The following is a 20,647-nucleotide window of genomic DNA, read 5'->3' as shown; positions in this document are numbered from 1 at the left end:
CCTGCCCCGCTCCTTCCATCTACCGCTACAATCCAGGGGCGGTTCGGACATTTTCCTGCTGCCGGCAGCAGCCGCCGCACCAAGCTCTCCAGTGACTCGGCTTGCCAGGGTCCCGCATCGGGTTCGCCGACTTCCGGTTTCATATCCATGGTTACCTCGACTTCGACTATCGGTCCCGTCATAAGCTGCCTGGTATGGAGTCTCGAGAGTTGCCGTGTTTAGCGCAAGCTCTTTTCGGGGCTAGGCATCGCTGGTGTACCCCAATCTATGTCGGCCTGCCATATTGCGGGTATCCCGCTGGTTCAGTGCGACCTGATGCTAGAGAACAGCATCGACGACATGACGAAACTTTCCCAGGAGTTCCGGCTGCCGACATGTATGACCATGAGGACTTGAACTCGACTCACAGCAAGTCATGCAGTTCCAAGCGCTCCCGGCCATGAAGGAGGACACAGCAACACCGCTGTCCAAGTCAAGAGAAGGAGCCACCAGACCAGCCGCCACCAACAAAAATGGGCCCCCGCAGGGGCCCATAAAAGGAGATTTGTACACACTCAGAGGCTCACAAGCCCCTGAACAGGGAAAAAACGTGCCCGAGGTGGGACTCGAACTGCATTCCCTCGCCTGCAAACACTCGGAACTCCAGGAATCATAAGCAATCCGGGCCGGTCCGGCCAACATACGACCCCATACGACACCGAACCTGTTGACAGTGTCAACATCCTCAATGTGCTAATTTCGGGACTACCCCGCTGGAAGGTTACTTGCAGCCGCGCCGCTCCGGGCGCATGTCGTTCGCTTCATGACACGGGAAGGTGCAGCCGTCTCCTAGACTAATCGGATGTACACGGCAATCGGAACGCTTTCGAACCTCAGAAAGGAACGGCTTGGACCCGCTTGAGTTTATTGCGAGCCTGGTTTCGTCCGTTGCTTGGCCGGTGGCAGTGGTCGTGCTGGCTCTGACTTTTCGAAAAAAGCTCAGGAAGATTATCGGAGCGGTGGCTCAACGCATTGCCGACATGACCGAGTTTTCGGGGCCGGGAAGTGTCAACGCCAAGTTTGGAGAACGACTCAGGGAAGTAACCGACGTTACCTCCAAAATGGCGCCACCAAGTGATTCGGGCACTTCCCTGCCAGATGATGCAGAGCCGCAGCGCAAAGACCCTGCTGAGTCTATGGTGTACACATCGCCTAGGCACGCGGTGCTGGAGGCATACATTCCGCTAGAAAAGGCCGCCTACGATCTCGTTGAGAGATCCGGAGGACAGCGTAAAGACCTACAAATGATGCTTCGAAATCCTGTCGCCGCCCTCCGTAAGCTTCCTTTCGTCACAAGGGACATCGCTTCATCGGCCGCTGAATTGAGACAACTCCGTAATCAGGCAGCTCACCAGGAAACCTTTGAAGTCGAGCCGGACGTGGTCCTCGACTATATATTCGCTGCTCGAGACCTGACCAGCATGCTGCATTCAATCTCAAGAGAACTCACAAGCGGTGAGGACGGCAAGATCCGCAGCACTGGCTGAGACTGTGGTGGGAGTCCAGGCGTGCCGACTGTCTCTCTTACCGCCCCACACGACCCGACGCGCGAGGCAGCTGAGTGAGCCGCTGACGCAACCACAAACAGAAGCCGGCGCAACCACAGGGCAGGTTCAAGAAGGATTCGCTGTTTCAGGACGTCGATATTCGGGCTTCTCCTGGATGAAGACGGATCTACCCCGAAAGCCTCGCGCCGGCTGCCCTATGTTTGCGCGCTCGACAATCACAGCACCAAGCAGCGAACTCCTCCAGGAATATGTCTTGGCTTCGTCGGGTCCGCGTCCCCGGGCATATGTCCTGGCGAGCCCCCATTCGACTAGGCGTTCCAGCCCCATAGGGCGTCCGCCTGCTTTACCGGTGAGGACACGGACGGCCAATCTGCTGCTGCGGCGGCATGGACGTCGTCGTCTGGGCACCATGCAAGATGGAATTCGCAGTCAGACGAGACGCGGTCACAGGGATCGGAAATCGCTGTCCTACCGTTCGGGGTGCCTACCCTGGCCCGAGGTCCCTAATCGGGTCCTTGGCTTCCCCGGCGGCCCGGCGAGTCATCCGAGTCGACGGAACCGGACGTTGCTGAGAGCGCTCATCTCACGGCACAGGTCGTTCCGTTTTACCGCAGAAGAGCGGCTGCCTGGGTTCAGGCCCGCTTGCCTCGTCCTAAGTCTTCAAGCAGACGTTCTTCTATGCCGTCGGCTTCTCCTCTCAATCGCTGAACTTGGAGAAGGAGGCCTTCGGCTTCTTGGCTGGAAAGCCCTGGGATATTCTTATGCGCCACTTCTAAGTGGGCGCGGTTTCTCCGTGTACGGACCGTCTGGATCGCTGTCCAGGTCATCGCCAGCAACGTTGACACACCAGCACCTACCAGCGCACCTACGGCAAGTGTGAACTCATCCATGCCCGACGTCCTTCTCGTTGCTTGAGTCTCTAGTATCTCGTTTCCGGTGGCGATTAGGAAAGAGCCGTTCCTCCGGAGAGCTGATTGCGATGGCACACGCGACTCCAACACCAGCGACAGCAAGAGCAAACAGTGAGACGACGCTGACTAGTTGCTGTTGCTCCATCGGGAGTACAGCGTTGCGGATAAGCAGATTGGCCATGTAGCCATAAACCATGGCGGCTACAAACCCGAAAATAATGAGGAATGCTATCGCAGTGTCTCTCGCTCGATTTCTGAGACTCGGGTCCATCCCGCTCAGCTCCTTAAGTCCCCCGGCTGTAAGAGCGACACAGGTCAGCAGCAGCTGCCCAGAACCGAACATTGAGGTTATTTCCGGCCAAGCTCGAACATCGAGGAACCTCATGACTGCAAGGCCGACAAATGGAATGAGGGAGCCCAACACAGTCCAAATTAGCCACCGCCAAATTCGATACAACATGCTAAATTCGCCCAACTTATTATCTGCCTACTGCCCAACCAAGCTTGGCGGTTGCGGTCCAACGACGAGACGCCTTGCGTAAGCATACCCCGCCGATCCCTGCCAACATTCTTTAGGGGAGGTCGGCTTTTCTCGCCTCGTCCTCGTTGCCGAGGAGGATGATCTGAGTGATGGCGGCATCGACTTCGTCGACGCGACTATGTGTTGCAGATGCTCACTATGACAAGGGTCAAACTTTGGCGGCGTCCTTCAAGCGGGAGGGGCCGCAGGCTTGCCTGTCGCGGACCGATAAGGCGACGCACAGGATCTCAATCGAATCCAAAGCCAAAGAGCTTCTGTTCGTCTTCCTGGTCGCTCAGGCGTAACTCCAACAAATGGGGTTCTTCGTCGAAAGCACCGCCGGAGTCAAGGATGGCTGATCTCAGATCATCAGAATTCATGGTTACGACATACTGAAATCCCCACTCCTCGGCCAACCGCGAACCGATGTTGAGGCAGCTAGCAATTTGCTCCGAATCTACGGGGTCGAAGAGGCCGCTGTCGTGAATGAGGAATCCGAGCGAGTGCCCGGTCTTTTGCGCCATGCACATGGTAACCATGTCCATAATGAAGGTCTTAACGGAAGAAATCCCAGCGCTGCCGTCTGCTGCGATTTCTGGGTTGACCAGAAAGTTTCCCTGTCTCGGTGAGACGCCCAGATCGAGACTGGCGCGTTTCGTCTTGCCGCTGCCATGTCCGTATATTTCCGCGGCGAGGTCGCCAAAGAGAGCTCTTGCCTGGTCAAGCCGAGGTTCTTGCTCGGCAATCTCGAGCCGCATCCTCCGCCTGGTCTCGACTGCTTTCGCTTCACGGTCCTCGCCCAGGTTCTCGAATCTCTCTGCCATTCTGAGACGGTCCTCGATCCCGGCTATCTCTGCGTCCAACGTCGTCAGTGAGGCTTGGGCAGCTAGATACGTGTCAAGTGCAACTGACTCTTGGAGAAGGATCATCAAGGATGACCGCTCCTCATCCAGGTTATTCCGGGTGGTCTGAACCGAGCGGAGGCCCGAGGTAATTTCACCACGCTCGTTTTGAAGAAACAGCCGGCGGTTCCGTATTACCGATGCATGAAATGCTTGAACGTCCTCAAACCTCTTAAGTGCGACGTCGGAAAACGCAATACCAGCCTCACTGTAGACAGCCTGTGTCGCCCGGCCCAGCCGATCTGTCCCGTGAACAGACTCCTCTTCTAAAGCGCGGTCAAGATCAGAGAGCCTTCGTTGAAGGATCAGCTCCTGCTCGTTGAGGTCCCGGATCTCCTTGCTCAAAGCATTTGCCCTGACCTGGTGGTCTTGATAGCGATCTTCAACGCGGAAGTTAGCCAGTTCCAGACCGGCATCCTCGCGTTCCCGCCGCGCAGTAACAAGCCGTCCCCTAAGTCCGGCGACATCAAGCTTGAGGTCTGCAAGGGCCCCGTTCTTGGCGGCCTGACTGAGGGCTTTCTGTTGCCCCGTTAGCCGCGCCACTTCTCCGGCCTCGGCAGCAATACCTGCGTCTATGCCAAAGAGGAATGCGTAGCGGCAGCCCGATTCCCAGTCGGCCTCCGTGACATGGACTTTGGTCGGCAGGAAATCTGTACGCACAAATTGTCCTACGAGTTGCCCCAACGTTGGTCGCTCCAGCCCCTCGGGGAGCCGAAAAACATGCCGGGCTAGAAGCGTGGTCCATTCCCCCATACTCATTGGTTCTGCGGACACCCGAGACCAGCCTTCGACAGTTACCTTTGTCGACTTAAACGACCGTCGGACTGTGACTCGTTCAGGCTGTCCATTGGAGCCAAGCATCTCAAAAACACCGAAGAACTCGTGTGCAGCAAGTTCCGGTGCTTTTGCCAGCTTGGACGGCTTGTTTCCGCCGAGAAGGTACCGCACGATCAGTGCCATTGCGGTCTTGCCGGTTCCGTTACGTGAGTCACCCACACCGGTCGCCCGCGTCTTGTCGGCAATCAACAGGTTAAGTTTTTTCCCTGGATGAAAATTGACTGTTCGAAAGCGAGGGTCGCTTGCACCTAATCTAATGATCCGCATCGGTCGTCCTTACAAGAAGTCCATCGTTACTGAGTCCTATCGCCCCTATGGAGTACAGCAAGGCGAGGGCAAGGGAAAACCAGTCAAAGCTCAAGGGTTCCCTAAACCCGCGCGCCAACCTGAGCTGCTTCGTAGCCTCAAATGCAGAGTTGGATGATCTCGGCAGCGTCAATACTTCGAGCGCTTGGGCGCCAACCGTGACTAACGCACGCTGAGGGCTGATGCCTTTCGTCGGGAGGATCAATCTGCCTCCACGTGCCAGTTCTCCGGCGGGAGTTCAAAGATGTCACACTCATCAAAGAAGAAGGCCGTCACAGCGTACACAGCATTAGCCAAGCGGTCGTCTAGGCGAAAATTCTGCCCACCCAGACTGACGTACAGCCTCTCAATTACCTCATTTGAGTTCGTTCCACTCCGGCAAGCGTCAAGATAGATTTCCCGGAACTTGTCGCCCTGTGCATCGCGCAGCGTGGGATCGCTGTGACCCGCGAACCACTGATGGATTGCCGGCATATGCACTCGAGCATGGCTGAACTCCAGCTGAACACGTCGCGAGAGACTGTTGAACTCCATCTTCTTCGGTGAAACAGCACCAGCAGGAACATCCTCTGTCCCCCCAAGCGTTGCCTGTCCCAGCGTATCTAGTAATGGGACAAGGTCGTTGAGTTGAATGTTCTGAGCGTGTGGGACACCTGGGAACAGCTTGTCCAGATCCCTCACGCTGAGCGGAAGAAGCAACTCATTCCAGAACTTTGAGCGATCAAATGCCATAGCCTTGACGACTCGATCAGAACCTGGCTTGTGTTCTTGGTTGATGGTGATGAATGCCTGTGCTGCAAGAGGGCCAATCCCGACGTTCGAGACAAACCGCCAGTTAGTAAAGAACGGCCACTTTGTCTTTGCTCGCGTGAAGTCGGACGTAACCTTTTTGGCAAGGTCCTTTTCCGACGCACGGTTGGGTAAGTAGCCGAAGCAGGCGTACGCAACTTCACCGTCGCCAGTAATGCCATCGCAGCCATGGTCACCGAGCTGGCCCTTGGGCACCGGGTTGATGAAGTCGCCGCCATGCACAACTTCTAAGGCATCAGTCACGTAGTTCTCGAAAACGGTGCCCTGCGACTGAGCGAAGCGGTCATCGTGACAGAAGCGGTACCAGTCCCTCCACGCAGACGTAGCCCCTGACTGCAACACGCTGCCTCCTCTGTTAATAATGTCTGGATCAGCGTACCGGCGCACAGCTCTGCCTGGAGAAACGACGCGACGCACCTAACGCGATCCTTCCCGCGCCCAGTCCTGTCCAAGCCGGCTCGCCTGTCAGCGATGGTCGAAAAGTGAGCCGTTTCGTGGGCTTGCCGTCTAGTGGCTCAGTTTTCAACGGTCACCGACATCGCCTCACGGGCCACCCGCTACGAGAGCGCAGCAGGCCGTCGGCCAAAACGACGAAAGGGTTCATATCGGTGACCCAGTGCTTCGACGTCTCACCATTCCGTCATGTAGTAGGCGTCGCAGGTAACCATGAGCAGGCGTCGAGGGAAAACCCTGGAGCCAGGGAAGAAAGCCTGTGAGCTTCGTGGGCTACATGTACAGCCATGTTGACTCCCTCGGGCACGCTACCCGTGTCAGACCACTTATGCGTGTCTGGCGGCGCCGATTCCCTGGAGATAGGGCACAAGTCATGTTGCCCTCCCCCGGGCCCACCATGAACGAGGAGGAAAACACGACGAGCGGAGAAGGATAACCCCGGTGAGCAAGCAACGACGCCGAAACGAAACCCACACCCGGTTCGCCTCAGGTCATGTTGCCCACGCCCAGGACGTCCATGAACAGGTAACCACGGACCAACCGTAGATCCAGGAAAGAAAGGAGGCACCAGGGCACAGCACCGGCCGCCAATAAAAAAGGCCCCGGAAGGGGCCCACACAACAGAACCTGTACACATTCAGCGGCCCACAAGCACCTGAACAGGGAAAACACGTGCCCGAGGTGGGACTCGAACCGGGTTCCAGCTCTTGCAAACGCTGAGAACTCCCGAAAATATCCCGAGTTCGGGCCAGTCCGACCAATCTAAAACCCGATACGAAGGCCAAAGTGTTGACACTGCCAACACCTAGTTCCTCCTATAGAAACTCCCTCCGACCATAGCCACGCATCCGAAGTAGGGACGCGGTCATCTTTTGTCTTGACAAGTCAGCTCTATGGGCGACGACCACCGGAATGAGCTGGTTCATGGCCAAGCCGCCAACACCACCCTAAGGGCGTCAGAAGACCGGTCGCTTGATTCACTGCCTTCAGTGAAGGGCAAATGCCGCATTGCTGCCTGTTCCGCAGTACCCGGAATGCTGGGCGCGCCCTCCACGCTAGCGGGCCGCTACCGCGCCCACCGGACCGAAACCTCTCCCCACAGCAGTAATAGCAGTGCCGGCGGACAAGTGTTGGGCCCCGTTGCTACGCCACAGCGGCCTTCTCAGCGCGCTCACGCAATAAATTGCCAACATAGATGCTCTGAGCGACTAAGATTCCCTGGGTGCTGCCGAGCAAAAGTGAAGTAGCTCCATCTAGGGTGTTAGCAGCAAACTCACCGCGTTCAACTATGTTGGATTCATTGAACGAGTTGGGGGTTGCTGCCCTATAGCTTGAAAAAAGCAACTTACTATACAAATTTAAAGGTCTTTTCTGCTCATGTAGCGGATAACGGGGGACGATTGAAAACACAATTGGGGACAGCTATGCCATCTGAAGAGCCGATGAGAGAAGTACCGACGACCAAAAAAAATCAGATCTTCGCAATATTCCAATCGGAAGATCGCCCCCTTACCGAAGAAGAACTGGTTATCGACAAAGCCTGGAAGGTGTCATCTCAGCGTGCGATAGCCCGCCGGAACAGCTTGATAACTCTTGCTACTGGCGTTGTCGCGGTACTGGGATCGATCGTCTTCTTTTTCATTAACGAGTCCGAGTACTTGAAGTCCTTCATTTGGATATTCATTGCCTATGCGGGGCTACTCATCACTCTTTTGGCGGCTACATTCCAGCTGACCGAGAAGCGGCGTCAATTCTTAGCAGAATATTCGCTGAATCAGTTAGCAGAGGAGAATGCAGAACAAGATTCAGTGGAGCTGGCAGCGCTCTGGAAGGCCAACAAGAGCCAGTTGGGCCACTACCACCAGATAGTGATGAACTATGCCGAATCGACTAAGAGAAGCACGGCCTGGTATCTGCTTGGAGGTTTCCTGCTGGTAGCGGCAACTGGGGTCATAACTATCTTTGCGACATCGACCGAAACAGCCATTGCCTCTACGGTAATTGCCGCCGCCGCCGCTGGCCTCACGGGTTTCGTTGCCAAGGCAGTTCTTCGAAACGCTTCAACCGCGTCCAGCGAGCTCCAGATGTTCTTTAACCACCCTCTGGAAGTGGAAAGAGCCCTCGCCGCTGAACGACTGGTCGGCGCTTTTGAGACTAAGGAACGGCGCGATGAAGCGAGGCTGCTAATCATCCAGTCGCTTACTCGTGAACGTCCTCAGCTAAAAGCTGCGCCATCTGACTTTATGACTTCGAGCGGACCAGAAGCATCACCGTCTGAACCGGCACCGGGCCCAGCTAAGGCAAAGAGAAATTTCACCCTGCCACAATAGATAGTCTTTCGCGCTCTGCTGCCACCACACGTCGTGCAAGCTCGACCTCGGATACGTCAACTGCGTCGGGAGCCTGCTTCGCGATAAAACTGTCCCGAGCGAACTCGTCAAAGAGCTGCCTCTTGTCTTTCAGAATGTCGCGGATGCGCTCGTCGACGCTGTCTTCCGTAAGCAGACGGTGCACCTGGACGGTGTCGGTCTGACCCATGCGGTGAGCTCTCGCAATCGCCTGTGACTCCATCGTGGGTTTGATCTGCGGCTCGCAGATCACAACGACCGATGCCGACTGGATGTTCAAGCCGACACCGCCCGCGGTTATCTGCGCAACGAGGACGGCGCCGTGCCCGGACTGTGAGAAGCGGTCAACGAGCTTCTGGCGATCCGCCGCAGCGAGGGACCCGGTGAGGGGGCCGAAGACCTGACCGGGTAGTAGTCGCGCGACCTGGTTCAGGACTTCTCGGAAGTATGAAAAGACGATAATCCGTCGTCCATTAGCTTCGGCTTCTCCTGCAATCTCTAGCAGTCGGCTGACCTTCATGGATTGTTCCGACATCATGGCGGCGCGTCGCATTAACATGAACTGGCCTTCCCTTACCGCTTGGCCGTAAGTCAGCTCATCAGAGTGTGACATCCCCATCCACTCGTCTATCTCGACCACTTCGGGAAGCTCTGTGAGCACATCCTCCTGGTTACGGCGTAGGTAGGCTGGCGCGACATGCTTGCGAAAAGCCTTGGCGAGATATTCAGGCGCTTGCTCCGCGAGGTCGGGGCGGATATAGCTGATCAGATTGCGGAACTCGGCGACACTGTTCTCCAATGGCGTGCCAGTCATCAAGATTGCGTACGTCGTGGAGTTGATGATCTCGGCCGCTGCGAGCGAGCGCTTAGCCCTGGGATTTTTGATGTAGTGCGCCTCATCGAGAATGACTCCCCCCAGATCGACTCCGCTCAGGTACTCCTTTGCCCACGGCAGGAGATCATATGTGGTGACGGCGACGCCGCCGTTCTTGGCCCACGCCTTTGCCGCGTGGTTTCGCTCCCATAGCGTGCCGTGGAGGCGTGAGGCCTTCAACTTGGTGTGCTTTGCTGTCTCGCGAGTCCAGTTACTAACGACCGCGGCCGGACAGACAACGAGGAAATGCGATTGGCCGCGCGCACGGAGGTGGGCGAGCACGGCTAGTGCTTCAACCGTCTTACCCAGCCCCATCTCGTCTCCGATGATCACCTTTTCTTGCACGAGGGCGAATCGTGCACCGAAGCTCTGATAGGCGCGAAGCGAGGCGGTGAGATAGTCCCGCTTCAGTTCCTTGGCGCGCACTGCTTCAACGATCTCTTCCGGGAGATCGCCGTGCATGCTCGTCTCATCCTCGGTCATGAATCCAAGTTCGGTGAGCATGCCGAAGTAATCAGCCGGTCGGGAGAGGAAATCGGTCCAAATGCTTGCAGTGCCGGAGGGAGGCACGAGGCGATTCAGCGCGTCGTGCAATACATCTGAAGCGGCTGGGGGGCTTTTATGAACTTTCCCTTCAATGATCACCAGAACCCCGAGGGGGGTAAAGCTACTCTTCTTCTTGATAAGTCGAGTTAGACCTTTTGCCAGCGCCACTTCGTCCTTAGTCGGGCTGAACTTCCGTGCGTTGTCCCAGCGCGCGAGCGACTCTAGTAGCGCGGTAGTTGCCTTTCCCTTCCGCTTTACGTCGATACGGACGGGGGTCTCCTCTCGCACAGCCTCGAAAAGACGCAACGACGCCTGAGCGATAGGCCGCGCAGTGGCTTCGCCAAGACCGGGCAAGGATTTCAGTGAATAGTCGTCTTGAAAGCGCAGAACGTCCCAAACGTTGTGCAGCTCGTAGTCCTCCAACGGAGCAGTCCGAAGCTGCCGCTGTGGAGCTGCTTTGCGTAGGACTTCGAGATCCATCGCCTTCAGCGCATCGGCAACGTCTCCAGCGCGGACTTTGTCGGCCGCTGCACGTGCCTCAGTCGCTGCCTCTTTCGCGGCGTTCTCTGCGTTGGTAATGAGCGGGAGCTTGGCCCACGCGCCCTTCAGCAATTCGAAGGGGAAGGTCTCGGCGATAGTGTGATTCGCGGGCAGGTAGGCTTTCAGCCCAAGGGAGGGATCGAGTAACTGATTGGGCTCAGTCGGCACGTCCTGGAGGTTGACAGTCAGTCGAGCCAGCTGCGCTTTGACGAAGTTGGCGGCCTCAAAGGCTTCCAGAATAACTTGGTGGGCACGCTCACATTTTCCTCCAGCCTCGCACTCCCAGTCGGAGTTGAAGCCGTCACCAACCACCGCGGCGACCCGGCTAGCCAGCGCTGCGGTTTCAGTCAGGAACTCGCTGTCTTTTTCAGTGAGCGCGGCGTCCCGAAGCACAGAGAGGCTGGCAACCAAGACTTCACTGCTCTCGTGCAGTGGGAGCAACCTCATGGCTGTGCGGCTGATCTTAATGGAGGCCGAGTCCTCAATCAGTTGCTGGACCGTGGCTTTTGAGTTGGCCAATGCATCCTCGCGAGTGGCGTGAATTTGTTGCACCAATTCCGGCCAACCTAGGACGTCCTGGTAGAGAACTGCGACCTCCTCTCGCTCCTCCTTAAGCAGATTCCCTACCCGATCACAGGCCGCTACGACTGCCTGCCCCTCGCCCGATGCCAACAGCTCCGCATGACCCTGACCTAGCAGAAACGCAGCTTCATGGGCACCTTGGCAGCCGTCCGCATCGCATGAGCTCGGGTCGAGGAGGCGCCGAGCTTCCGGGCTATGCGCCTCGCTGAGGTCTTGGACCCTCGCCGCAGCAGTGCGCTCGATTTCTGAGAGAGCGCCGGTCCGTGTCAGAGGCAGATGTTCGGCCTCGATCAACGCGAGTGACGCTGCCATCCCCCACTCTTCAAGGTCATCTAAAGCGGTGCGCAGTCGCGCCCGCTCATCCTCCATCTGTTCTTGTATGCGGGCACCGGCCGCCACAACTGCCTGCCCGCCGCCCGATGTGAGCAAATCCAGATATGCCTCATTCAAGAGCGAGCCGGCTCGGTGAAGGCCACCACAATGCCCAGATTCACACGAGGCGGGGTGAAGTAGCTGCCGTACCTCAACGCTGTGTTCAGCTACGGTTTCTCGAATGGTGGCCGCCGCCGTTCGCTCTCCTTCGGTAAGAGCGTATGTCCTCGTTAGGGGCATATGTGCGGAGCAGCGCAAGACTAGGGAGGCTGACCGATCCCAATCCTCAAGGTCATCCAACGCCCCGCGAAGTCGCTCCCACTCCGCTGATCGCGCTGCCTGGAGCCGTTCGGCCACGCTAAGTATGGGGTGATTCGTTCCGTGCGCGGTGAGTGAGGCGTGCAAAGCTGCCAGTCGTGCTGTTGCTTCGTGGGTCTGCGAGCACAACTTGCTGCTGCAACTCATCTCCGCTGCAACAATGTTATATATACCAGCATCTGTATCGTAGGTTTGGATGAGGGCCTGAATGGCGTTCGATTCAGACTCCGACAGCACCCCTGCAGGATTGATTGGCATGTGCTCCGCGGCGAACTCGGCCTGCTGTGCGGCCGCTCTCCAGGTCGCCAAATCTTTAAAGATCTGAGGCAGTCGGGAGCGCTCGAGCGAAAGTTGAGCTGACACGCGGGTCGCGGCAGCATTTATCCGCTCTGCAGTCCCGCCCTTGCGTCCGATGATCTGCGCTTCGTGCAGAATGTGGGTGGAGCCGTGGGCCTTAGCGCAGGCGCCTGCCGCGCACAAGGACGGATCGAGAAGCTTCATCGACTCATCGTGGTGCTCATTAAGAAGGTCGATGAGTGCTAGGCCAGCACTACGTTCGTCATCTCCGAGGGCCCGGGCTCGGGTGATTGGCAGATGAGAGGCCTCATGGAGCATCTGTGACGCCTTGTTTCCGGTTGTGCTTAGGGAGCTCAGAACGTCGGCGAGGTCGTCGCGTTCAGCGACTCCGAGTGCTGTCAGTTCATTCTGGAGTTGCTCGAGACGTTGTGGGGCGCCGATCGAACAGTACCAATCCCGGAAGTGAGCAAGTCGGGCAGCGGCGTCATGCGCGGGTCGGAGTCTCTTGCCACTCGTGAGCCAGGTTGTTTGTGTCAGACGGTCGGCTTCGTAGGGATCGCCAGACGCAGCTGCCTCCTCAACCCTGACCAAGAGATTCCGGTCATCGTCCGCTAAGTTGGCTGGGCCTGAAAGTGGCAAGTGCGCAGCGAGTTGCCGGATTTCTTCGACTGTCTGGATCCAGCCCCGCACTTGTTCGATAAGCACGCTTAATTGTTGGCGCTCGGCGCGCTTCATCGAGCCCCCTTGGCAGTATTCTTCAAGATGGTTGAAGGTCCGACGCGAAGTGGGCCGGCTGGATAGAATCGTACGCGAAGTTGGAGAAAATCAAGTGAAGTTAGAGGACTTGGCGCCGGGCCTGCAGATTACTGGCGTTGTCCCTCATGAGGTAGTGCAGGTGATTTTCGGTCAGCCTCATGGTCGGGACGCAGTTGAGCTGACCTACAAGACCTCGTCGGGTGGCTTGGGACAGCGCGTGATGTTCCGGCGTGACGAGGATTCGCTTGCGGTCTCAACTTCGGGAAGCCGTCCATTCGACACTTCTTCCATCGACTTTAAAACCGTCGCTGAGGCACAGAGAATTAAGCTCGCAGGTCTGTATGATCCAATGCTCGCCGTCGCGACGAGTAACGTTCAGCCGCTTCCTCACCAGATCCGTGCCGTATACGGCGAGTTGTTGCCGCGCACGCCCTTGCGATTCCTGTTGGCGGATGACCCGGGGGCCGGGAAGACGATCATGGCGGGGCTCTATATCAAGGAGCTGATCCTTCGTGAAGACGTGCAACGGTGTCTCATAGTCGCGCCAGGCGGTCTAGTTGAACAGTGGCAGGACGAGTTGTTCTTCAAGTTCGGTCTGTCATTCGAGATCCTCACAACGCCCATGATTGATACAAGTCTGGGCAATGACATCTTTGAGAATCATCATCTGCTTATCGCGCGCATGGACCAGCTCGCACGCAACGAAGACCTCCAGCAGCGGCTACGGAACAGTTACTGGGACTTAGCGATCGTAGACGAGGCGCATCGAATGGGTGCGCACTACTTCGGCAACAAGTTGGAAAAAACCAAACGGTTCCAACTCGGTGAGCTGATCGGCGAGGTATCTCGGCACCTCCTCCTCATGACCGCGACGCCACACTCAGGTAAAGAGGAAGACTTTCAACTCTTTCTTAGTTTGCTCGATAAGGACCGATTCGCCGGTAAGAACGGGATGTCCGTCGACACCAGTGACGTCATGCGCCGAATGGTTAAGGAAGACCTTCTAACCTTTGAGGGTCGCAAGCTCTTTCCAGAACGGATTGCCGAGTCTATCCCCTACGAGCTGACCGAGCGGGAGAATGACCTCTACCAGCAGGTGACCGACTACGTTCGTAACGGCATGAATCGAGCAGCCAAGCTTGATGGCAAACGTCGTAACACCGTCGGTTTTGCGTTGACTGTTTTGCAACGGAGGCTTGCTTCGAGCCCAGAGGCTATTCACCGCAGCCTGGTTCGTCGCGCGCAGCGACTGGACTTCACTAAGCGTGGCATTGAGAACGGCACGTATCGCGAGGATCGCGATGTCCTCAGACCCGAGCGCTACAAGTACATAACTTCGGACATCGATATCGTCGAGGTGTCCGCCGAAGATCTAGAGGAGTTCGAAGAGAACGTAGTTGACGCTGCGACTGCCGCGGAAACGATCGTCGAGCTGGAATCAGAGATCCAAGAGCTTACGTCACTAGCGGAGGTCGCGAGGGAAGTACGCGATCGCGGGGAGGACAAAAAGTGGTCCGAACTTCGATTGATCCTTGAAGACAACGTCATGCCGCCGGATTCCAGTGGGAAGCCACGCAAGCTCATCATCTTCACGGAGCACCGAGACACCCTGAACTACCTCATGGAGCGCATCACGCACCTGATTGGCCGCCCAAAGGCTGTCGTCGCGATCCATGGTGGCATTCGCAGAAACGATCGCCGTTCGATAACCGAGGAGTTCACTAAGAATTCGGACTGCCAGATAATGTTGGCAACGGACGCAGCGGGCGAGGGTTTGAATCTCCAAGCCGCACATCTGATGGTCAATTATGACTTGCCTTGGAATCCAAACCGCATCGAGCAGCGCTTCGGGCGTATTCATCGCATCGGGCAGACGGAGGTCTGCCGGCTATGGAACCTCGTCGCCGCTAATACGCGGGAGGGCGAAGTCTTCACAGCGCTGCTTAACAAGATCGAGGAGCAGCGGAGAGCCTACGGTGGCAATGTTTTCGATGTCCTAGGTTCAGCTTTTGCAGATACGCCCCTTCGGGAACTGCTGATTGAGGCGATTCGCTACGGCGAACTCCCTGAAACCAAGGCACGTATGCACCAGGTTATCGACCGAAGCGTGTCCGAGGGGTTGCAAGAACTGCTTAACGAACGCGCCTTAGCCAACGAGCACCTGTCGGATGCCGATCTTGCCAGCCTCCGAGCGTCGATGGATGAAGCTCGTGCTCGTCGCCTTCAGCCTCATTACATCGAACTGGCTTTTAAGGAGGCCTTCACTCGATTCGGCGGCAAAATAGTGAGGCGGGAGAAGGGCCGCTTCGAGATCGGTCATGTGCCGTCCACGCTTCGCAACGGCAAGTACGGCCCCGTCGCCACGAGATATGAACGCGTGACTTTCGATCTAGGCCTCGTACACGATGACGAGGGAACCAGCGCGGACTTACTGGCACCAGGTCACCCTCTCCATGATTCGGTGATGGACCATGCAGTTACCACCCTGGCCGGAGTCCTCAACCGGGGCACCGTGCTTGTCTCCGCAAGAATTGAGTCGCCCTGCCTACTCGTAGGGGTTGTCGAAGAAATCGTCGACTCGTTGGGCGCTTCGGTCGCGCGCAGATTCGGTTACGCCTATGTCAGTGAGGACGGCGCAGTCACCGACGCCGGCCCGGCTCCCTACCTTGACTGCATGCCGGCGCCTGACGTTGCCTCCGTTCGACAGGCGAAGGCACTTCCGTGGTTACACAGTGCAGAAGCAAATGCCGTGAGCTGGATTATCGAGAACGAGCTGCCTAGCTACCTTACTGCTATCCAGCCTCGCCGATCGGCCGAACTCGACAAACAGCGCGGGTTGGTCGAGGCACGTCTCAAATTTGAGATTGAACGACTTCTCTCGGAGGCGGTGGCCGCAGCCGAGCGGGAGAACCTTGGAGAGAAGCTGAAAGAGTCCTCGGAGAGCTTGAGCCGAAAGGCGACGGACCTCCAAACGCGACTCGACCGTCGGCTCGAACTCATCGACCAACAGGGCAAAATGTCCACCAAATCGCCCCTAATCGTTACAGCGGCGCTTGTTCTTCCTGCTGCGATGCTTGATTCCGATGTTCCTATCGATGGCAGGCCGATGAGCGGGGCGCCATCAACGATCGTTCAACGTCGCAGCATTGAGCTTGTGCTCGCACAGGAGCACGCAATTGGCCGGGTCCCACAACTGCAAGCGAGCAACACTCATGGCTACGACATCTTGTCGACCGACCCCGTGTCCGGTCAGACCTACCGCATAAAGGTCGTCGCACACGTTGCTGAAGCGGCCGATTTCTGGGTCACACACAATGAGGTTGTTACGGGTAAGAATGCTAAGCCCCACTATCGCCTTGCTCTCGTTCGGCTAGATTCAGGTCACTTGAGGGGCGGTGACGTCCGCTACCTTGACAACCCCTTCACGAACGTTGAAATAAACGATTTTCAGGCCACAGGGCATGCGGGGAACTGGAACCGTAGTTGGACGCGCGGGAAGGCGCCTTTCTGACACCTAGAAATAAGCGACTGCAACGGCCGCCCTGCTTCACGGCGAGGAACCATCATTAGCGCTTCCTGTCCAGCTCCTTGGCAAGACCATCACTCTGAAAGTAACCGGGAGCAAGGCCGAGTGCCCCACGGAAAAATCCCCGCATCGACTGGTTCTAAGTCACTCAAACTTGCCAGGCGGAGCGCCACCAGAACGCAGGGTCGATGAAGAGGATTAAGTTCCGACCGCATCGTATGGGCCCCTTCTCGTTTACAATTCTGTCTCCTTACGATGAGCACGTCTGATCACTTGGTTTTTGGGGGAACTTTGAGCAATCCGGAATACCCGCAGCAGGAACAGCCTCGTGTCTTCGATACGTCGTTCGACTACAAGACCGACAAGTCCAGGAAGACCAAACGGGGAGGCGCCGAGGTCCAAGAGCTGGGCGATCCGGACGCGAACAGCGTGAGGCTCCGGGCGGATCATGAGCTGCTGTGGACCAAGAAGCTGAACTCTGGCGCCCTTTTCGCCCCGGGCGCATCAGCGGCCCGCTGGAACGAATATCTCATTTATACCGACGACTCCGGGGCGCGGCATTGCTATGGAAGCGATGCGATCACCAGCTCCTACACCGGCCGGTCAGGCCCGAAATCCCTGACTGACGCGATGGCCGGTCTGAGCGATGAGCAGCGCGCCCGCTACCTCGATCCGCCGTACACCATCGGCAGTGCGATGATTTGGCCTGTCCGGTCGAAGGACAAACCCACGATGAACCAGGCCCGGGGGTTCGGCGCTGAAGGTCATCAGATCGCTGACCGCATGGACCTCACCCTTGAGTGCATCCGGCGTCACTACGCAGGGGATCCAGAAAGCCCCCTCGCGAATGTCATCAAGGCCTACCAAGACTTCTTCGAGCTCTTCGATAAGTTCGTGGAGTTCGTGGACTTCTTCCACCTGCAAGACCTCGTGACGCCCGACTACAAAGACATTCGGTTCTTCGTGCCCTTTGAGGGCTTTGAGTCTTCCGGGTTACCAGCGGACTACATCACGTATCGGGAGGCCACGCTCCAGTTCATCGCGGGACGGGGGCGCCGGATGGCCGAGTGGGTCACAGCGAACCACCCCGAGATTGAGGTTCGTAACCCTTGGTGGCCACCCCGCTGAGCCAGGGAGGCAGCCCCAGGCATCACTGGCGCTTTTCGGACGGTCGGTACCGATCCCCGAATGCAGTCAGCGCGTTCTGACGCTTTGGTGTGCTGCCGAGCATGTCCACGGGCCGGGAACGGGAACCAGCCTGATCGGCCGCACCAAGCAGCGGGCTGACCATCCAGGCAGCGAACACGTTGTGCGGGACCTTCAGAGTCATGGCGCGCTGAAAGAGATCCACCACGGGCTCGTGAAAGTCCCCGTCTTTGAGCTGGAAGCCTGGGCAGAACGTCCCCTCGCCGATGAACACCCGGACGGCCCGCTGCATGGCCTCGGATTCACCCAGCGCCTGGGAGTGCCTCCAGGTCTGTCGCCGTTGGCAGGGTAAATTCCTCCCTGACGCTGTCCCCAATGTGCTCCGGCACAGCCGGCCAGAACCGCTCAGCCCTCACATTCGACGCAGTAGGCATGGCCGTCCTTCTCGCGCGCCTTCTGCGAACGGTGGCGGACCAGGAAGCAGGAGTAGCAGGTGAACTCGTCGTCGGCCTGGGGAACGACCTCCACGATGAGTTCTTCGGCGATGAACTCCCCGCCCGGGGTCAGGCCATCCGAAATGTCAGCCTCGTCGAGCTCCTGAACCACCGACTTGGCGTCGGGAGCTTTGGCTGTTTTCAGGGCCTCCAGGGAGTTCTCCTGAGATTCCTTGACGTCGGTGCGCAGTTCATCGTAATCGGTTGCCACGAAGGTGCATCTCTTTTCTGTTGGTGGTTTGTCGGCGAATGCAACGTACCGGAGACAGCAGGAATTCCCTAAATCATCTGTTAGGACCTATGGGCCTACGACGAAATGTCCGTCCTTCAGCTCATACTGTGCCCATGATCGAGATACGACGGCTCTTTCGCCGCAAATGGGAACCGTCAGATCCCCTCGTCGCCTACAACAACTCGGACGGGCAGATTGTCATGGCGGCGGCCATGCACCGCGGAAACAACTCCTACTACGACCGCTACGGTTACCAGGGCTCCAAGGAGATCGTCTGCATCGACTGCAAGGAAGCGGGCCGAGAAGTACCGGTCCAGCTCGTCGACGCCAAAACGCGTTGCAAGCACTTCCGCCATCAGGCCGGCGAGGCCCCCGATGGCCTGCGCCGCCACGGCGAGACCGCTGAGCACCTGCACGGCAAACGCTTCATCATGGACTGGGCGCGAGACCAGCACCACATCCTTCCCTGGTCTGTCGAAGATGAGGTCTGGATCCCCGGCGCCCGGCTGCGCAGCGACGTCGGAGCAACAGCAACCTCCGGCCGGCACCTGGCGTTCGAGGTCCAGCGCAAGCCAATGGACAGCAAAGAGTGGGACCGCCGCCACGGCGGCTATCAGGCGGCAGGCATCCATGACGTGTGGCTGTGGTCTCCGGGCGTTTCTGACCTGGTCCTCGATCTGCCCCTGAACAGTGTCGTCCTGGATATGGAGTACGAGTCCCTCGGTGTCCTCGTGGCAATGTACGGGGGCACTTACCGCCACCCCACCGCTGAGCGGTACCTCGTGTCTCCCACCCACTACGCCTCCGCCCCGCTGTCGGAGTGGAGGCTGTCGGGCGCAGGATCCCTCGTGCCTCCACCCGGGATTGCTGAATTCATTGGGGACAAGCCGGAACCGCCCCGGCTGGCACAACTCAAGGCCCACCGGGAAGCGCTGGCCCGGCGGACGTCCAGACAGCCGGCAACGCCGGTTGAGCGGCGGACGGACGCCCTCAGGAACCGCACCAGTTACAGCCAAGTGTTGAGAGCCAGCGCAAGTGCGGCGCGTATCGACCCTGAACGGGAAGCGCAACGTGAGGCAGAGGCCATTGAACGCATCATGGGTCGCAAACGCTAGACCGATCGCTCCCCGGCAGACTCAAGAACCCTGTGCCTTGATCGAGTCATGGCCGTGGCAGGAGCCGCACTTTCTAGGGGGAATCAATGGGCATTGTCGACTGATTGCTGCAAAGGGGAAAGGGCGGCACGGGCCAGCACATAAGGGCTTCCCCAAAGCCGCCGATGGACCAGTCGTCAGTCATTCTCACCGTATCTTCGCACCTTGCGGGATTTTTGGAAGTAGCCGGGACAACCACGTTCGCCAAGGACGCCCTCGCTGCCCGGGCTGACCGCAGGGGCCTGGGTGAGCGTGGCTACTTCGAGGGACAGGCCCAGCTGCAGCGGGAGCCGGAGAACCCTGTCGATCCGCAGGCTGTGGCCGTACTGGTAGACGGCGAGAAGGTCGGATGCCTCCCCTCCTACGCTGCCAAGGACCTCGCGCTGCCGGCCGGCGCCAGCGAGCTGGTGCGCTACCAGCTGCACGTGCTCCGCGATAAGAAGCTGCTGGACAAGGCTTATGTCTGGCTGGCCAACGGGGACCCGGAATGGCAGTTCACAGCGCAGAACCCGCCGGCCCTTACGTCCAGGGAGAGAATCAACAGCTCCCACGCGGAAAAGAGCTCGATGGTCCGCGAAGCGCTGCAGGGCGGCGGTGAACGGGCGCAGCGGTTCAAGCTTGGCATGGTCGACGGCGTCCACTACCTTGAGCTCGTTGAGCCGATCAAACAGTTCAAGCGCGAAGGCCGGCTCGAAGAGGCCCTCGTCCTCTGCTACAAGGCCATCGAGGCCGCCGAAGGAAATGCCGGAGGCCGGGAACCCGCCCCCTGGTACACCGAGCAGGCCGCCATCGTCCACCGGGAGCTCGGCCAGAAGACCGAGGAGATCGCGGTGCTGAAGAGGTGGCTGGCCCACTGCCCCAGGCTCTCCGCGCCGGCAGCAGCATCGGTGAACGCCTCGCAAAGCTCGAGGCGAAGTGGTGGCCGTCGGGTCGGACAGGGTACCAGCCCGAAAACACTACGGGGAAACCCTACGGGCGAGCAAGTACAGCCACCGGCTAGCCAGGGACGAATACGCATTGGTGAACAAGAGGAACTCGACCCCGCCGCCGCGGGAGTACTGCACTGACGCCGAGTGGGAGGCCGACGCGTGGGCTTTCGAAGACCAAGACCATACTCTCCTCACGGATGAATACTGCGCGATGCACCGCGAAGCCGCACTGGAGAACTTCGACCTG

13 protein-coding genes are annotated in these 20,647 nt (G+C 58.2%); 6 read left to right on the top strand and 7 right to left on the bottom strand.

Translation table 11 applies throughout. From position 1 onward, the window contains the following. Positions 1–887 precede the first annotated feature (887 nt). Positions 888–1,526 carry a hypothetical protein gene (locus tag OM977_RS08360; RefSeq protein WP_264357020.1) on the top strand — a complete coding sequence of 213 codons (639 nt, stop codon included), beginning with the start codon at positions 888–890 and terminating at the stop codon, positions 1,524–1,526. 653 nt (positions 1,527–2,179) lie between these two features. Here OM977_RS08360 and OM977_RS08355 read toward each other — a convergent pair. From OM977_RS08355 to OM977_RS08345, 4 genes are all read right to left on the bottom strand, one after another. After that, the gene (locus tag OM977_RS08355; protein WP_264357019.1) at positions 2,180–2,437 is read right to left on the bottom strand and encodes a hypothetical protein; all 258 of its coding nucleotides are present in this window, start codon (positions 2,435–2,437) and stop codon (positions 2,180–2,182) included. 789 nt (positions 2,438–3,226) lie between these two features. Then, entirely contained in the window at positions 3,227–4,906 is a 1,680-nt protein-coding gene (locus tag OM977_RS08350) for an ABC-three component system protein (RefSeq protein ID WP_264357018.1), read from the bottom strand. Between the two features lie 64 nt (positions 4,907–4,970). Then, positions 4,971–5,228 (bottom strand): ABC-three component system middle component 6, encoded by a 258-nt coding sequence (locus OM977_RS19735; RefSeq protein WP_442960709.1) that lies wholly within the window; start codon positions 5,226–5,228, stop codon positions 4,971–4,973. Further along, a complete protein-coding gene (locus tag OM977_RS08345; RefSeq protein WP_264357017.1) occupies positions 5,225–6,250 on the bottom strand; it encodes an ABC-three component system protein in 1,026 nt (341 codons plus the stop codon). The genes OM977_RS19735 and OM977_RS08345 overlap by 4 nt, the downstream gene beginning before the upstream one ends. Positions 6,251–7,617: 1,367 nt before the next feature. Between OM977_RS08345 and OM977_RS08340 the strand changes: the two genes are divergently transcribed. Continuing rightward, entirely contained in the window at positions 7,618–8,616 is a 999-nt protein-coding gene (locus OM977_RS08340) for a hypothetical protein (protein WP_264357016.1), read from the top strand. Here the strand turns inward: OM977_RS08340 and OM977_RS08335 are convergent. Next, positions 8,600–12,898 (bottom strand): DEAD/DEAH box helicase, encoded by a 4,299-nt coding sequence (locus tag OM977_RS08335; RefSeq protein ID WP_264357015.1) that lies wholly within the window; start codon positions 12,896–12,898, stop codon positions 8,600–8,602. The two genes, OM977_RS08340 and OM977_RS08335, sit on opposite strands and share 17 nt — an antisense overlap. A gap of 94 nt (positions 12,899–12,992) precedes the next feature. Here OM977_RS08335 and OM977_RS08330 point away from each other — a divergent pair, with 94 nt between their 5' ends. Both OM977_RS08330 and OM977_RS08325 read left to right on the top strand, forming a co-directional pair. Next, entirely contained in the window at positions 12,993–16,430 is a 3,438-nt protein-coding gene (locus tag OM977_RS08330; RefSeq protein ID WP_264357014.1) for a helicase-related protein, read from the top strand. Between the two features lie 270 nt (positions 16,431–16,700). Beyond that, a complete protein-coding gene (locus tag OM977_RS08325; protein WP_264357013.1) occupies positions 16,701–17,573 on the top strand; it encodes a DUF6994 family protein in 873 nt (290 codons plus the stop codon). Between the two features lie 22 nt (positions 17,574–17,595). Here the strand turns inward: OM977_RS08325 and OM977_RS08320 are convergent, their stop codons facing one another. Both OM977_RS08320 and OM977_RS08315 read right to left on the bottom strand, forming a co-directional pair. Continuing rightward, a complete protein-coding gene (locus OM977_RS08320; protein ID WP_264357012.1) occupies positions 17,596–17,883 on the bottom strand; it encodes a hypothetical protein in 288 nt (95 codons plus the stop codon). 113 nt (positions 17,884–17,996) lie between these two features. Further along, positions 17,997–18,296 (bottom strand): DUF4193 domain-containing protein, encoded by a 300-nt coding sequence (locus OM977_RS08315; RefSeq protein ID WP_264357011.1) that lies wholly within the window; start codon positions 18,294–18,296, stop codon positions 17,997–17,999. Between the two features lie 134 nt (positions 18,297–18,430). Between OM977_RS08315 and OM977_RS08310 the strand changes: the two genes are divergently transcribed. Further along, complete coding sequence (locus OM977_RS08310) at positions 18,431–19,432, top strand: competence protein CoiA family protein (RefSeq protein ID WP_264357010.1); 1,002 nt, start codon at positions 18,431–18,433, stop codon at positions 19,430–19,432. Between the two features lie 164 nt (positions 19,433–19,596). Next, complete coding sequence (locus OM977_RS08305; RefSeq protein ID WP_264357009.1) at positions 19,597–20,538, top strand: HIRAN domain-containing protein; 942 nt, start codon at positions 19,597–19,599, stop codon at positions 20,536–20,538. Positions 20,539–20,647: the final 109 nt, after the last annotated feature.

This window comes from Pseudarthrobacter sp. MM222, assembly GCF_947090775.1.
In the GTDB taxonomy this organism is placed as follows: Bacteria; Actinomycetota; Actinomycetes; order Actinomycetales; family Micrococcaceae; genus Arthrobacter.
The sequence above is the reverse complement of the archived record's forward strand: the minus strand, read 5'-3'. Positions and strand labels throughout refer to the sequence as shown.

Bases quoted from the DNA above. Each gene is read 5' to 3' on its own strand.
- OM977_RS08355 (WP_264357019.1), bottom strand. From the start codon at position 2,437: ATGGATGAGTTCACACTTGCCGTAGGTGCGCTGGTAGGTGCTGGTGTG.
- OM977_RS08335 (WP_264357015.1), bottom strand. From the start codon at position 12,898: ATGAAGCGCGCCGAGCGCCAACAATTAAGCGTGCTTATCGAACAAGTG.
- OM977_RS08325 (WP_264357013.1), top strand. From the start codon at position 16,701: ATGAGCACGTCTGATCACTTGGTTTTTGGGGGAACTTTGAGCAATCCG.
- OM977_RS08320 (WP_264357012.1), bottom strand. From the start codon at position 17,883: ATGCAGCGGGCCGTCCGGGTGTTCATCGGCGAGGGGACGTTCTGCCCA.
- OM977_RS08310 (WP_264357010.1), top strand. From the start codon at position 18,431: ATGATCGAGATACGACGGCTCTTTCGCCGCAAATGGGAACCGTCAGAT.
- OM977_RS08305 (WP_264357009.1), top strand. From the start codon at position 19,597: ATGGACCAGTCGTCAGTCATTCTCACCGTATCTTCGCACCTTGCGGGA.